8 protein-coding genes are annotated in these 13420 nt (G+C 63.6%); 6 read left to right on the top strand and 2 right to left on the bottom strand.

The window, feature by feature from the left end:
• Nucleotides 1-61 precede the first annotated feature (61 nt).
• The 6 genes from arcB to AB5Y95_RS19515 all read left to right on the top strand — a co-directional run bounded on the left by arcB (nucleotide 62) and on the right by AB5Y95_RS19515 (nucleotide 11936).
• Nucleotides 62-2374 (top strand): aerobic respiration two-component sensor histidine kinase ArcB, encoded by a 2313-nt coding sequence (gene arcB, locus AB5Y95_RS19490; RefSeq protein ID WP_368161856.1) that lies wholly within the window; start codon nucleotides 62-64, stop codon nucleotides 2372-2374.
• A gap of 28 nt (nucleotides 2375-2402) precedes the next feature.
• Entirely contained in the window at nucleotides 2403-3779 is a 1377-nt protein-coding gene (gene dgt, locus AB5Y95_RS19495; protein WP_368161857.1) for a dGTPase, read from the top strand.
• Between the two features lie 320 nt (nucleotides 3780-4099).
• Nucleotides 4100-4303, top strand: coding sequence for a hypothetical protein (locus tag AB5Y95_RS19500; protein WP_208200492.1), 204 nt, complete (start codon nucleotides 4100-4102; stop codon nucleotides 4301-4303).
• A 148-nt stretch (nucleotides 4304-4451) separates the two neighbouring features.
• On the top strand, nucleotides 4452-8729 hold the full coding sequence (locus tag AB5Y95_RS19505; RefSeq protein WP_368161858.1) for a transporter substrate-binding domain-containing protein: 4278 nt from the start codon (nucleotides 4452-4454) through the stop codon (nucleotides 8727-8729).
• Nucleotides 8710-9921, top strand: a complete 1212-nt coding sequence (locus AB5Y95_RS19510) for an EAL domain-containing protein (protein WP_368161859.1) — start codon at nucleotides 8710-8712, stop codon at nucleotides 9919-9921. The genes AB5Y95_RS19505 and AB5Y95_RS19510 overlap by 20 nt, the downstream gene beginning before the upstream one ends.
• A gap of 38 nt (nucleotides 9922-9959) precedes the next feature.
• Entirely contained in the window at nucleotides 9960-11936 is a 1977-nt protein-coding gene (locus tag AB5Y95_RS19515) for a methyl-accepting chemotaxis protein (RefSeq protein ID WP_368161860.1), read from the top strand.
• An 84-nt stretch (nucleotides 11937-12020) separates the two neighbouring features.
• On the opposite strand, the gene rfaH is transcribed toward AB5Y95_RS19515, so the two are convergent.
• Together rfaH and metQ are read right to left on the bottom strand one after the other, a co-directional pair.
• Entirely contained in the window at nucleotides 12021-12521 is a 501-nt protein-coding gene (rfaH, locus tag AB5Y95_RS19520) for a transcription/translation regulatory transformer protein RfaH (protein ID WP_005304273.1), read from the bottom strand.
• Between the two features lie 96 nt (nucleotides 12522-12617).
• Nucleotides 12618-13418, bottom strand: a complete 801-nt coding sequence (gene metQ, locus AB5Y95_RS19525; protein WP_005304269.1) for a methionine ABC transporter substrate-binding lipoprotein MetQ — start codon at nucleotides 13416-13418, stop codon at nucleotides 12618-12620.
• Nucleotides 13419-13420 lie beyond the last annotated feature (2 nt).

The raw sequence follows: 13420 nt of genomic DNA on the forward strand, positions 1-13420 counted from the left end.
GAAGAGTTCGGCGCGTCGTGCTGGTATTCTGTTCGGCGAATATCGGGGAGAAAACAATAAGATGAAACAAATAAAATCCTGGGCGCAATATTACGTCGACCTGATGACCAAGCTGGGGCTGGTGCGATTCAGCATGTTCCTGGCCACCGGCATCATAGTGCTGGCCGTCTCCATCCAGATGGGAGTCACCCTGTTTCTGCGCGGCACCGTGGACATCGTCGACCTGGTGCGTTCGGTCTTCTTTGGCCTGCTGGTCACCCCCTGGGCCGTCTATTTTCTCTCCATCGTGGTGGATCAGCTGGAGGATTCCCGCCAGCGGCTGACCCGCATGGTGCGCAAGCTGCAGGACATGCGCGAGCGGGATCTCGAGCTCAACAGCCAGTTGCAGGAGAACATCAGCCGTCTCAACGCCCAGATCGCCGAGACCAACCGGGCCGAGACCCTGCGCCAGCAGGCCATCGAGGATCTGGAGAACGAGGTATTCCAGCGCGAGAAGGCCCAGCTGCATCTGGGCGAGCGCACCGCCCTGCTGCGCTCCTTCATCGACTGCTCCCCCGATCTGGTCTACTACCGCAACGAAGACGAGCAGTTCTCCGGCTGCAACCGCGCCATGGAGGAGCTGACCGGCAAGGTGGAGGCCGAGCTCATCGGGCTGACTCCGTTCGACGTCTACAAACACGACATCGCCAGCAAGGTGGTGGAGACCGACAAGCAGGTCTTCGCCAGCAATGAGCCGCTCACCTATGAGCAGTGGCTGGAGTACCCAGATGGCCGCAAGGCCTACTTCGAGCTGCGCAAGGTGCCCTTCTTCGACCGCTTCGGCAAGCGACTCGGCCTGCTTGGCTTTGGCCGCGACATCACCGAGCGCAAGCAATACCAGGACAAGCTGGAGAAGGCGAGCCGCGACAAGACCACCTTCATCTCCACCATCAGCCACGAGTTGCGCACTCCGCTCAACGGCATCGTCGGCCTGAGCCGGATGCTGATGGATACGCCGCTCGATCCCAAACGGCATCAGCAGCTCAAGACCATTCACCTGAGCGCGGTGACGCTCGGCAACATCTTCAACGACATCATCGATCTGGACAAACTGGATCGGCGCCGGCTGGAGATTGCGCCGACCCGTATCGATCTGCCCGCCTTCCTCGACGAGCTGGAGACGCTGTCACGCATCCAGGCGGAGCAGAAGGGGCTCTATCTGCACTTCGATCGGGATGGCGAGGTGCCGCAGTTTGTGATGGCGGACGGCACCCGGCTGCGCCAGGTGCTGTGGAACCTGGTGGGCAATGCGGTGAAGTTCACCGACGAAGGCGGGGTGACGGTACGCTGCCTCGCCCATGCCGCCGACGCGCCGGGCAAGCTGGCGCTGCACTTCGAGGTGGAGGATACCGGCATCGGCATTCCACGGGCCCAGCAGGAGAAGATCTTCGCCATGTACTATCAGGTACAGGGCAAGAAGCACGCCACCGGCACTGGCATCGGCCTCGCGGTCTCCCGCCAGCTGGTGCAGGCGATGGGTGGCCAGCTCTACGTGGACAGCGATCCGGGCGAGGGTTCCTGCTTCACCGCTGAGCTGGAGGTGGAGTGTATCGAAGGAGAGATTGCCGCCCCTGAGCCCGAGATGCCGTCCCTCGACATCCTGCTGGTGGAGGATGTCGAGCTCAACGTGACCGTGGCCTGCGCCCTGCTGAGCAAGCTTGGCCATCAGGTCAAGGTGGCGCGCGATGGCGCCCAGGCGCTGGCCATGGCCAACCCGGATGATTTCGACTTGATCCTGCTCGACATCCAGCTGCCGGACATGACGGGGTTCGATGTGGCGGAACAGCTGCTCGCCCGCTACGGCGAAAGTTTGCCGCCCATGGTGGCACTCACCGCCAACGCCACCGGCGATCGCCAGTACTACCGGGATCACGGCATGCAGGATGTGATCAACAAGCCGCTCGGCTCGAAGGCGGTGCGGGAGGTGATTGGTCACTTGTTTGCCGATCTGGCCGGGGACGAGGCGGACGAGCAGGCCGACACCGTCAGCCAGGATGCGCTGCTGGACCTGCCCTTCCTCACCGATTATGCCGATACCGTGGGCAAGCCGGTGCTGCTCTCCAGCGTCGATCTGTTCGAGAAGATGATGCCCGACTACATGGCGGTGCTCGACTCCAACATGATTGCCCGGGATCAGGCCGGCGTGGTGGAGGAGGCGCACAAGATCAAGGGGGCGGCGGGCTCCATCGGTCTGCGCCGGCTGCAGCAGACGGCCCAGCTGATCCAGAGCCCGGATCATCCGGCCTGGTGGGAGAACGTGGAAGACTGGATTGAGACGCTGCGCCGGGAGTACCCGGGCGACATCGCCCGCTTGCGGCGCTGGTTGCTCTCATAAACGCGCTGCGCTGGCAAGGAGCTGGAACATGTATAGCCGTTTGATTACCCCCGAGCGGATCCACCCCTGGGGTGACGCAGAATTGCTGGAGGCGACCGAGCAGGATCGCGCCCGTATCGTGCAGGCGGCGCCGGTGCGCCGGCTGCAGCAGAAGACCCAGGTCTTCCCGCTCGACGTGAAGGCCTCGGTGCGCAGCCGACTGACCCACTCCCTGGAAGTACAGGAGACCGGTCGCCAGATCAGCCGCCGCGTTCTGGCGGCCCTGCCGGCAGGCGCTGTGTGCGAGGGGGCCTTTGTCAATCTGGTGGAGATGTCCTGCCTGCTGCACGACGTGGGCAACCCGCCGTTCGGCCACTTTGGCGAGCAGGTGATGAGCCAGTGGCTGGCGCAGGAGCTGGACGGCCTGTTTGCCGCTGCGCTGGGCAAGGCGCCCAGCCCGCAGTGGGCCGAGCTTCGTCAGGATCTGCTGGTGTTTGACGGCAATGCCCAGAGCCTGCGGCTGGTACACAGCCTGCACGAGTTGAATCTGACCCTGGGGCAGCTGGCGGCACTGTGCAAATATCCGCAGCAACCGCCGGCGGGCCGGCAGGCAACCCCCTACTATGGCCAGCATCATGGCTGGAGCAGCAAGCGCGGCATCTTCTTCAGCGAACAACCCCTCTACAGCGCCCTCGGCCAGAGCCTGGGGTTGGCCGCCGGCTGTCGTCACCCGCTGGTCTACATCATGGAGGCGGCGGACGACATCTCCTACTGCATCGCGGATCTGGAAGATGCGGTGGATCGACGCATCCTCGGCCTCGGCGAGCTGTTGCAGGCGCTGCGGGAGGCGGATGGCGGTGACTACATGGCGGCGTTGCTGAGTGCGGCCGTCGACTCGGATCGCGGCTTCTTTCCCCATTTCCGCCAACAGCTGACCCGGGATCTGGTGGCGCTGGCCGCCAGCACCTATGTGAGCGAGCACGCCCAGATCCTGAGCGGAGCCTATCCTCAGGCCCTGCTGCACGGCCAGGCGCCAGCGGCGCGGGTGCTCGACATCCTCAAACAAGTCGCTCGCGAGCTGGTGTTCATGCGGCCCGAGGTGGAGGCGCTGGAGCTGGAGGGTTATGCCGCCTTGCGCGGCGTGCTCTCCACCTATGCCTGCCTGCTGGCCCTGCCAGCCACCCAGTTCGAACGCCTGCTGGCGGGACAGGGGGGCAGCGAGCTGTTCTTTGCCCGCCGGCTTTACCATCGTCTGTCGGCCCGCCATCTCAAGGCCTACCGGCTGGCGGTGGCCAGCCGGGATCCTCGTTTTGCCGAGGAGGCGGAGCAGGAGTGGTATTACCGGGTGCGCCTGCTGCTGGATTACGTGAGCGGCATGACGGACACCTATGCGCTGGAGGAGTTTCGGCTGCTGTCCGGGATCTGAGCGGGACGGCGTCAGGCTCTCTGTTCCGGATGAGTATTGATAGATGGCTCACCTCCCCATATGGGGGTGAGGTTCTTGTATAAAATTCGGTCTTTTTTTAAACTGTGGCAACTTGTTCAACTTTCACACGGTAAGGAGACGGATATGCAACATTCAATGCTAAACGTTGCGTTCGACCGCTGCATCAGCAGCGCGAAGACTCGTGCTCTTTTTCTGCCGCGTGGAGGAAACAGGTAACACCTGCTTTTTTATCACCCGCGGTTGTCCCGCAGGGTGATCTCTTCTCTCCGGGGGAACCGCACGTTCAACTGGAGAATATTATGTCTATCGAACTGACCCTGCTGCGCACCGTCGAAACCTTGGTCCAGAAACGGATCACCCGGCTGGAACGCCGCACCCGTTATCTGCACCTGTCGCCCGCCCTGCTCAAAGACATAGGTCTGGAAGGGCAAAATGTGAAGATCGCCCACATCCGTGAGCAGGAGTATCAAACCGGCTTCCGGCTTGGGAACCGAATAACCTGATAAGGTGGGGCCTGGCCCCCTTCTTGCTAGAGAACGGCAGGCGTGAGCCTGCCGTTTTTCGTATCCGCACGAGTTCTGTTACGAATTTTTATTCACACATTTTGCCAAAATCCCTATGATCGCTCTCCGATCTGTTCAGGAGTCATCCATGCTGCGCCTCTGTTATCGCACCATTCTGTTGTGCTGGTTTGCTTGCTGGAGCCATGTGGCTGCGGCAGAAACCTCTCTGGACAAGGATCAGCTGGGACTGACTGAACGGTTGTGGCTCGCCTCGCGCAATGACCTGGTGGTGGGCATGCCCTCAATGGCCTGGCCCCCTTACATCTATACCAATGGCCGGGGCGGCTTCAACGGTCCGCTCGACGACTTTGCCAACCAGATTGCCGGCCGGCTGGGGCTGACCGTGCGCTACAAGACCTATCCCTACTATGCCGATGCTCAGCAGGCGCTGCTCGATGGGGAGGTGGACATGCTGATCGGCGTGACGCCCAGCCAGTCGCGTCAGGAGAAGATGCGCTTTACCTCGGATCTGATGACCCTGCCGCGCGCCGTCCTGCTGACGCGGGAGGAGGGGGAGCCGACCCTGGCCGCGGCACGCCAGTTGCGCTGGGTGTGCGAGCACGGCTTCAGCTCCTGCGAGGAGTTGACCCAGCTTGGAATGACCCAGCTGATCGAGGCGGACAGCAGCGACGAAGCCGTCTTCATGGTCAAGAAGGGGCTGGCGGATGCCTATCTCTCCGATCTGCCCTCGCTGATGCGACTGCAGCGCCTGCAGCCGCAGACAGGGCTCAGGGTGATTACCCCGGAGTGGGTGACGGATACCTCGCTGGCCATGGCGGTGAGGCTGGACAATCAGGGGCTGCGCGATCTGCTGGAGCTGGCCCTCAACGATATGTCGCTGGATGAGCGCCGCCGCATTCTGGAGACCGGCGGTATCGTCGACTATGAGCTGGCCAACGGCCCTCGCCAGATAGTGTTCAACCAGAGCGAACTGGACTGGCTAGCCCGGCACCCGACCCTGCGTTTCGGGGTGGCACCGGACTGGCCGTCGGTGAGCGAGATCGATGGCAATGGCCAGCTCAAGGGCTTCATCGCCGACCTGCTCAAGCTGGTGAGCCTGCGATCCGGCCTGCACTTCAGCCTGGTACCCACCAGCAGCTGGGCCGAAACCCAGAACCTGCTGCAGGCGCGCAAGCTGGATTTCATTCCGGCCATCACCCCGACTGCCGAGCGGCGCCAGTACGCCCTGTTTACCCCCGACTACGCCTTCATCCACCGGGTGATTGCCGCCAGGCAGGGGAGTGAAGAGCTGGCCAGTCTCAACGAACTCAAGGGGCGCCGGGTGGGGATCGTCGGCGGCTCGGTGGAGGAGCTGGTGCTCAAGGAGGTAGGCGCCAGCCCTGTGGCGGTGAGCAGCGATACCAAGCTGCTGCCCCTGCTGGACGGACACCAGGTCGACTATGTGCTGATGAGCATGACCACCCTGGAGCAGGCACTGCAGAAAGGGTTTAACAACCGCTACCAGGTGGTGTTTTCCGGCAACGAGCTGAGGGTGCCGGTCGCCATGGCGGTGCATCAACAGGATCCCATGTTGCAGCAGATCCTGACCAAGGTGCTGCTCTCCATCCGGCCGGAAGAGATGACCAAGCTGGAGCACAAGTGGCTGACTCTGACCATCCAGACCGGCATCAATCCGACCACGGTGGCGCTCTGGTCCGCCTTAGGGCTGGGGGCCTTCCTGCTCTGCGTGCTGCTGTTCATGGGCTGGAACCGGACCCTGCGTCGCCAGATAGTGCAGCGCCAGCTGGCCGAGCACAAATTGAACGAGCAGCTGACGTTTGTGCAGACCCTGCTCAACTCCCTGCCCAACATGGTGGTGCTGCGGGATAGCGAGCAGCGCATCACCCTCTGCAACCGGGCCTATCGGGATGCCTTCATCGGCGACCCGATGAAGGAGGGGGGCGACGATCTGGACCGCATGCCGGCCAGAGAGCGGGCGCGGGTACTGAAAGAGGAGCAGGAGGTGTGGCAGAGCGGCGCACAGTTGGAGGGTGCGGGCAACAGCCGCCGCCAGGATGGCGCCATGTTCCACGTCATCTATACCAAGCGCCCCTACACCTCCCCGGATGGAGACATGCTCGGTGTCTTGACCGTGCTGACCGACGTGACCCGTATCAAGGAGGCCGAGGCTCGGGCCCGCAAGGCGGAGACCCGCCTCACCCAGATCACCGACAGCATGCCAGGCATCGTCTATCAGTACCTCTGGATCGGACCCGGCAAGGGGCGCTTCCTCTATGCCTCGCAGGGGGCGAGCGAGATCCTGGGGGCCAGCCGGCAGGAGATGCTGTCGGCCGAGTCGGGGGGGGAGGTGTTCGGCTTTACCGAGGAGGCGCTGCAGGACTTCGTCAGCAAGGTGGCCAACCATGCTCAGACCCTGGCCCCTCTCGATCTCGAGGTAAAGGTGGAGCGGCCTGAGGGGGCGCGCTATCTGCAGGTGCGCGGCAGTTTCGTGCCGCAGGAGGAGGGGCACCTGATCCTCAACGGGGTGATCCAGGACATCACGGCCCTCAAGCGCCAGGAGCACGAGCTGAGGGAGGCGCGGGCCTATGCCGAGCAGGCGATGCAGGTGCGCAGCCGCTTCCTCGCCACCATGAGCCACGAGCTCAGAACCCCCATCTCCGGCATGCATGGCATGCTGGAGCTGCTGCAGATGAGCGAGCTGAACGAGGATCAGCGTTACCTGCTGCGCAACGTGGTGACCTCAACCAACAACCTGCTCTATCTGGTCAACGATGTGCTCGACTTCTCCAAGATAGAGGCGGGCCAGCTGCAGCTCCATTATCAGGAGTGCCGGCTTGCCTCCGTCATCTGTGACGTGATCCGCGGCCATGCCACCCTGGCCCATGGCAAGGGGCTCAGAGTGACGCTGGACTGGGGCACCGAGGTGCCGGATCAGGCCCGTATCGATGCGGTGCGGGTGGGTCAGGTGCTCTCCAACCTGCTCAACAATGCGGTCAAGTTCACCGAGCGGGGCGAGATCCGCATCCAGGTGGGCCTGCAGGCCGATCGACTGGCCATCACGGTCAGCGACACCGGCATCGGTATCGCCGAAGAGAAGCAGGATCGCCTGTTCACCCCGTTCGAGCAGGTAGAGTCCGACATAACCCGACGCTTCGGCGGCACCGGGCTGGGGCTGGCCATCTGCCACCAGCTGGCCCAGAAGATGGGGGGCACGCTGACGCTCGAGAGCAAACCGGGGCACGGCACCCGGCTCACCTTCGAGTTCCCGCTGAGCGAATGTCAGTGGGATGCCCCGCCGCTGGCCGGCCAGGATTGGTGGCTGTTTGGCGAAGATGTTGCCTTGCAGAGCGCCATGCAGCGGCTGGGGGCCAGGCTGCATCGTCTGGATCCACAGCAGTGGCAGCAGCCCCTCAACGGCCTGTTGCTGGCGGAGGAGAGCTGGCTCGAGCAGGCGCTCGGCAGCGACTGGCTGGGCCATTTGCAGCGATCGACCCTCAAGGGCATAGTGCTCTCCCCGCAGGAGGCCCTGCGCGGTCGCATGGGGTCGAGTGCCTGGTGGCGGCTGGGACAATCGCCGCTCTATCCCGACCTGCTGCTGGAGACCTGTCATCAGTTGCTGGGGGAGGCGGCGATCAGCCCGGTGGAAGCCAATGCGCCCAAGTTGCAGGGGCGGGTGCTGGTGGCCGACGATCACCCCATCAACCGCGCCCTGCTGGCCCGCCAGCTGGCCATTCTCGGTGTGGATGCCGAGGTGGTGGATGACGGCGACAAGGCCTTGCGCACCTGGCAGGGGCAGGGATTCGCCCTGCTGCTGACCGACTGCCACATGCCGGCGATGGATGGTTACAGCCTGACCCGGGTGCTGCGAGAGCAGGGGGTATCGGCCCCTGTCATCGGGGTGACGGCCGACACCTCCGAAGAGGCCGGCCTGCAGATGCAGGAGGCGGGCATGAACGACATGTTGTTCAAACCCTATACCCTGGATACGCTGCGGCAGGTGCTGATGCGCTGGCTGCCGGTGAACAGCCAGGGGCAGGAACCCAGCCAGGTCCCTGCCCCTGCCAGCGTGCAGGGGGAGCGCTGGCTCTCGCTGTTTGGCGATGAGGCGGTGGCGCGCAGCATGGCGCGGGAATACCTGGATTCCAATCGCCAGGACGGAGATGACATGATGCAGGCACTGGCCAGGCAGGATACCTATGTCCTGGTGGAGGCGGCGCATCGGATCAAGGGGGCTGCCCGCATGGTGGGGCAGCAGGCATTGGCGGAGGAGGCGGCCCGGCTCGAAGCGGCGGCCCGCCTCAAGCAGCTGGACGAGCTCAGCGAACTGAGCCAGACGGTGCTGGCGCTGATGAAGGCTATTACAGGTGAAATTGGATTATGGCTCGATGAACAAGACACAGCATGAGTTGGTGATCATGGTGGTGGAAGATCACGCCTTCCAGCGCAAGGCGTTGATGCACCAGATCCGCGGGCTCGGTTACGCTTCCCTGCTGGAGGCGCAGGACGGGGTGGAGGCGTTGGCCATGTGCCAGCGTCATCAGGTCGACATCCTGTTTTGCGATCTGCGCATGCCGGGCATGGATGGCATGGCGCTGCTGCGCCGCCTCTCCCTCGGCGGCTTTCGCGGCGGCATCATTCTCTCCAGCGCGCTGGAGGATGACGTGGTCGAGGCCGTGCTGCGCATGAGCGCCGCCTATGGCTTGCAGGTGCTGGGGCGCATCGAGAAGCCCTCCAGCCAGCAGCAGATCAGCCAGCTGATCGGGGCCTGGCGCCCGCAGCAGGAGCGAGCCCAGGAGGAAGATGGCCACCGTCTGACCCTGGATGAGCTGAGCCTGGCGCTGGAGCAGGACCAGCTGCTGCCCTGGTATCAGCCCAAGGTGAGCTTCGGCTCCGGCCAGTGGGTTGGCATGGAGGCGCTGGCCCGCTGGCAGCATCCGGAGTACGGCCTCATCTCGCCGGCCCGCTTCATTCCGCTGGCGGAGCACAACGGTCTCATCGATCGGCTGACCGAGGTGATCATCAGCAAATCGCTGCGAGACGGCCACCTGTGGGAGCAGACCGGGCTATCCCTCAACCTCTCGATGAACCTCTCCACCACCTCGCTGATCGAGGGGGATCTGTGCAACACCCTGATCAACCAGTGCCAGCGCTGGAGCATCAATCCCGAGCTCATCACCCTGGAGGTGACCGAGAGCGCGTTCGTGCAGGATCTGGGCAAGTCGCTGGAGGTGCTGACGCGCCTGCGCATGCACGGTTTCGGCCTCTCCATCGATGACTTCGGTACCGGCTACTCCTCCATGCAGCAGCTGGCCCTGCTGCCCTTCACCGAACTCAAGCTGGATCGCTCTTTCGTGGATCACTGCTTTGAGGACCCCTCTCGCTTGGCCATAATAGAGTCAAGCATCGAGCTGGCCCGCAAACTGGGGCTCAAGTCCGTCGCCGAAGGGGTGGAGGATGAACTCACCTGGCGGCTGCTGGCGCGGCTGGGGTGTGACGTGTGCCAGGGCTTCTTCTCTGCCCGGCCCATGCCGCGTGAGGAGTTGATGGGATGGCACGACTCCTGGCGTGAACGGCTACCGGAGCTGCTCGGGGAGTGAATATCGGGCAGGATGCCCGCAAAGAAACAAGGACGTTCATGAAAATTTCAAGCAAGCTGCTGCTCAGCTTCTGTTTTATCAATCTGCTGGTGATCCTCTCTTCCAGCCTGGTCTACCACCAGCTCGGCCGCATCGGACAGGCCGGCAGCGCTCTGATGGAGCAGGCCCTGCCCGCCCTGCAACGGGATGAGGCCAGCCAGAAGGCGCTGGTGGCGACCATATCCTCCCTGCGGGCCTATCTCATCCTGGGCAAGGATCCGGCGCAGGCCGACCGCCTCAAACAGGAGTGGGAGGGGGCCTGGCAGGTGATCGAGCATCAGCAGTTCACCGCCGAGCTTGCCCGCTCGCTCAAGGCCTTCAAGACCAGCCAACAGAAGGTGTGGGATATCGCCCAGACCGACGAAAATCTGCCCGCCCACACCCTGATGCTGCAGGAGGCGGGGCCGTTGGCAGAGTCTGCCCTCGATCAACTGCAGTCCTTTGCCAACGAAGAGGTGGCGACCCCGCAGGATCAGCTGCCCGGCGATCGTCGCCTGCTGCTCAAGCAGGTGGGGGATGCCTACAACGGCCTCTCCAATGCCCTCTCCGCCCTGCGTGACTTCCTCATCTCGGGGGATCCGGACTATCGCACCAAATACCAGGACTATTACCAGTTCCACCAGCAGCGAGTGGCCGAGCTGAAACAGCAAGAGGCCAACTTTACCGAGGCGCAGAAGGGGATCTGGTCGCTGTTCGAGGAGATGTCGGCCCCCTTTGCCGAGCTGGTGGGCCAGGTGATCGAGAAGCGTCAGTCCCCGGACTGGGATCAGGCCAATTACCTGATGGCGACCGAGATTGAGCCCGCCCTCGGCCAACTGGCGACCCAGCTGGCCGGCCAGGTGACCGAGACCCGTGCCGAGGTACAGAGCATGGGCCAGAAGATGACCAGCGCCGGTCAGGCCATCAATCGCACCCTGCTGCTGGCCACCCTGACCGTGATCGTGCTGGGTACCCTAGTGGCGCTGCTGTTCAGTCGCCGCCTGACCCGGGACATCGCCAGTCTGGTGCTGCGAGCCGATCAGGTGGCCAATGGCCGGCTGCCGGCTCGTCCCCTGCCGGTGCAGAGCCAGGATGAGCTGGGCGGGCTGACGGGCTCCATCAACCAGATGTCCGGCCAGCTGCGCCAGCTGGTGGGGGAGATCCAGGGGGCGGTGGGGCAGGTAGACGGGGCCTGCGGTGAGGTGAGCAGCACCACCCGCTCCATCGTCACCGATCTGGCGAGCCAGAATCAGCGGGTCGATACGGTGGCGGCGGCCATCGAGCAGATGTCGGTCAGCACCCGGGATGTGGCGGGCAATATCGCCGAAGCGGCGCGGGCCGCCCAGCAGGCCGAACAACAGACCCGCCAGGGAGGCCACGAGCTGGCCCGCATGACGGCCACCATGCAGCAGATTGCCGCCATGATTGCCCAGGCGAACGAGGCGATGGGCCAGCTCAGCAGCCAGAGCGAGCAGGTGGGACGCGTCACCGAGGTGATCGCCACCATCGCCGAGCAGACCAATCTGCTGGCGCTCAACGCCGCCATCGAGGCGGCGCGGGCTGGCGAGCAGGGGCGCGGTTTTGCGGTGGTGGCCGACGAGGTGCGCCTGCTGGCGAGCCGCACCAGCCAGTCCACCGAGGAGATCAGCCAGACCATCGCCAGCATCCAGCAGCAGACCCGCCAGACCGTCAACACGGTTGGCAGCGGTACCCGGCTGGTGGAGGAGGGGCGCGGCGCCGTCGATTCGGTGACCGCTACCCTGGACGCCATGCTGCAACTGGTGCAGGACTTGTCGGGTCAGCTGGGGGCGATCGCCACCGCGACCGAGCAGCAGTCGCGGGTGGCGCAGGAGGTGGCGGGCACGGTGGAGGAGATCGCCGGGCTCAGCCGGCAGTCGAGCCAGCGCAGCCAGCAGGGGGAGGTGATAGTGGCCAGGCTGGCGCAGGATACCGGCCGCTTGACGGCGGTGATCAGCCGCTTCGAACTGGATGCCTGAGGCGGACAAGGGCCATGAAAACGGGGCAGGCCGCTTGGCCTGCCCCGTTTCTTTTCAGCCAGGTGGTTGCTCTGGCCTGGCGGGTCACTCCAGCCGGCGGAAGGACTGGTTGTCGAAGCTGCTGCTGGTCTCCTGATTGAGCAGGCTCACCAGCAGGATCGCGCGTTTGTCGCCATCCGGCTCCAGATAGATGGCCTCGAAGCCGGCCAGCGGACCGGATTCTATCAATACCTTGTCGCCCTGGGTCGGCAGGTTGGCGTAGCTGGCGCGTGCCTCGTCGCTGTCGTCCCGGCTCATCAGCTGATAGACCAGCTGGCTGTTGATGGCGGTCCACTCCCGCCCGAAGTGGATGATGCGGCTGATGCCGCGGGTGGACTTCAGGGTGACCGGGGTGACCTCTTCCAGATCCACGTAGATGAACAGGTAGTTGGGGAACATGGGCTCCCGCACCGGGACTCGCTTGCCCCGCCGCAGTTTTTCAATTTCCACCATGGGATAGTAGGACTCGATCCCCTGGGCTTCGAGATGGGCGCGGGCGCGGGCCTCTTCTTTTGGCTTGCAGTAGGCCAGATACCATTTTTTCATGTGATGAATATGTTCGTGTTGCCGTGCTCGCCGATATGATAGCGGCAGCAATAAAAAAGGCCACGCATTGCGTGGCCTTTTTTGCCGAGTGAGTGATTACCAACCTTTCACCAGGCCGCCTTTGAACAGTTCCAGCCCTTTCTTGTAGACGTCATCGGTCTGGAAGGCCTGTACGAACTGTTTGACCTTCTCGTCGTCCTTGTTGTTGTCGCGGGCGACGATCAGGTTGACGTAGGGGGACTCCTTGTCCTCGACAAACAGGCCGTTCTCGGTCGGGGTCAGGCCGATCTGACCGGCGAAGGTGTTGTTGATGATGGCCAAGTCCACGTCTTCCAGCGAGCGCGGCAGCTGGGCAGCTTCCAGCTCGACGATCTTGAAGTTGCGCGGGTTGCTGGCGATGTCCAGCACGGTTGCTTCCAGACCGGCACCCTCTTTGAGCTTCAGCAGACCCTGCTTCTCCAGCAGGATCAGGGAGCGGCCCAGGTTGGTCGGATCGTTCGGCACCGCGATCTGGGCACCATCTTTCAGCTCGGAGAGGGCCTTGATCTTCTTGGAGTAACCGGCGATCGGGTAGACGAAGGTGTTGCCGACCGGCACCAGCTTGAAGCCGCGATCACGGATCTGGGCATCCAGATAGGGCTTGTGCTGGAAGGCGTTGACGTCAACGCTGCCATCGTTCAGGGCCACGTTCGGGGTGACGTAGTCGGAGAAGTTGACCACCTCGACGGTCAGACCGTATTTCTCCTTGGCCACTTTGGCGGCCACTTCAACCAGTTCGGTCTCGGGGCCGGCGATGGCGCCCACCTTCAGGGTCTTGTTCTCTTCTTTTTGACCGCAACCGGCCAGTACCAGGGTAGCCAGCAGGGCAGCCGCAACGGATTTGATGCCAAATTTCATGA

It is taken from the genome of Aeromonas sp. R5-3 (genome assembly GCF_040908225.1).
Classification (GTDB): Bacteria; Pseudomonadota; Gammaproteobacteria; order Enterobacterales; family Aeromonadaceae; genus Aeromonas; species Aeromonas dhakensis.

Coding starts and splice junctions, on each gene's coding strand:
- arcB (WP_368161856.1), top strand. CDS start 62: ATGAAACAAATAAAATCCTGGGCGCAATATTACGTCGACCTGATGACC.
- dgt (WP_368161857.1), top strand. CDS start 2,403: ATGTATAGCCGTTTGATTACCCCCGAGCGGATCCACCCCTGGGGTGAC.
- AB5Y95_RS19500 (WP_208200492.1), top strand. CDS start 4,100: ATGTCTATCGAACTGACCCTGCTGCGCACCGTCGAAACCTTGGTCCAG.
- AB5Y95_RS19505 (WP_368161858.1), top strand. CDS start 4,452: ATGCTGCGCCTCTGTTATCGCACCATTCTGTTGTGCTGGTTTGCTTGC.
- AB5Y95_RS19510 (WP_368161859.1), top strand. CDS start 8,710: ATGAACAAGACACAGCATGAGTTGGTGATCATGGTGGTGGAAGATCAC.
- AB5Y95_RS19515 (WP_368161860.1), top strand. CDS start 9,960: ATGAAAATTTCAAGCAAGCTGCTGCTCAGCTTCTGTTTTATCAATCTG.
- rfaH (WP_005304273.1), bottom strand. CDS start 12,521: ATGAAAAAATGGTATCTGGCCTACTGCAAGCCAAAAGAAGAGGCCCGC.
- metQ (WP_005304269.1), bottom strand. CDS start 13,418: ATGAAATTTGGCATCAAATCCGTTGCGGCTGCCCTGCTGGCTACCCTG.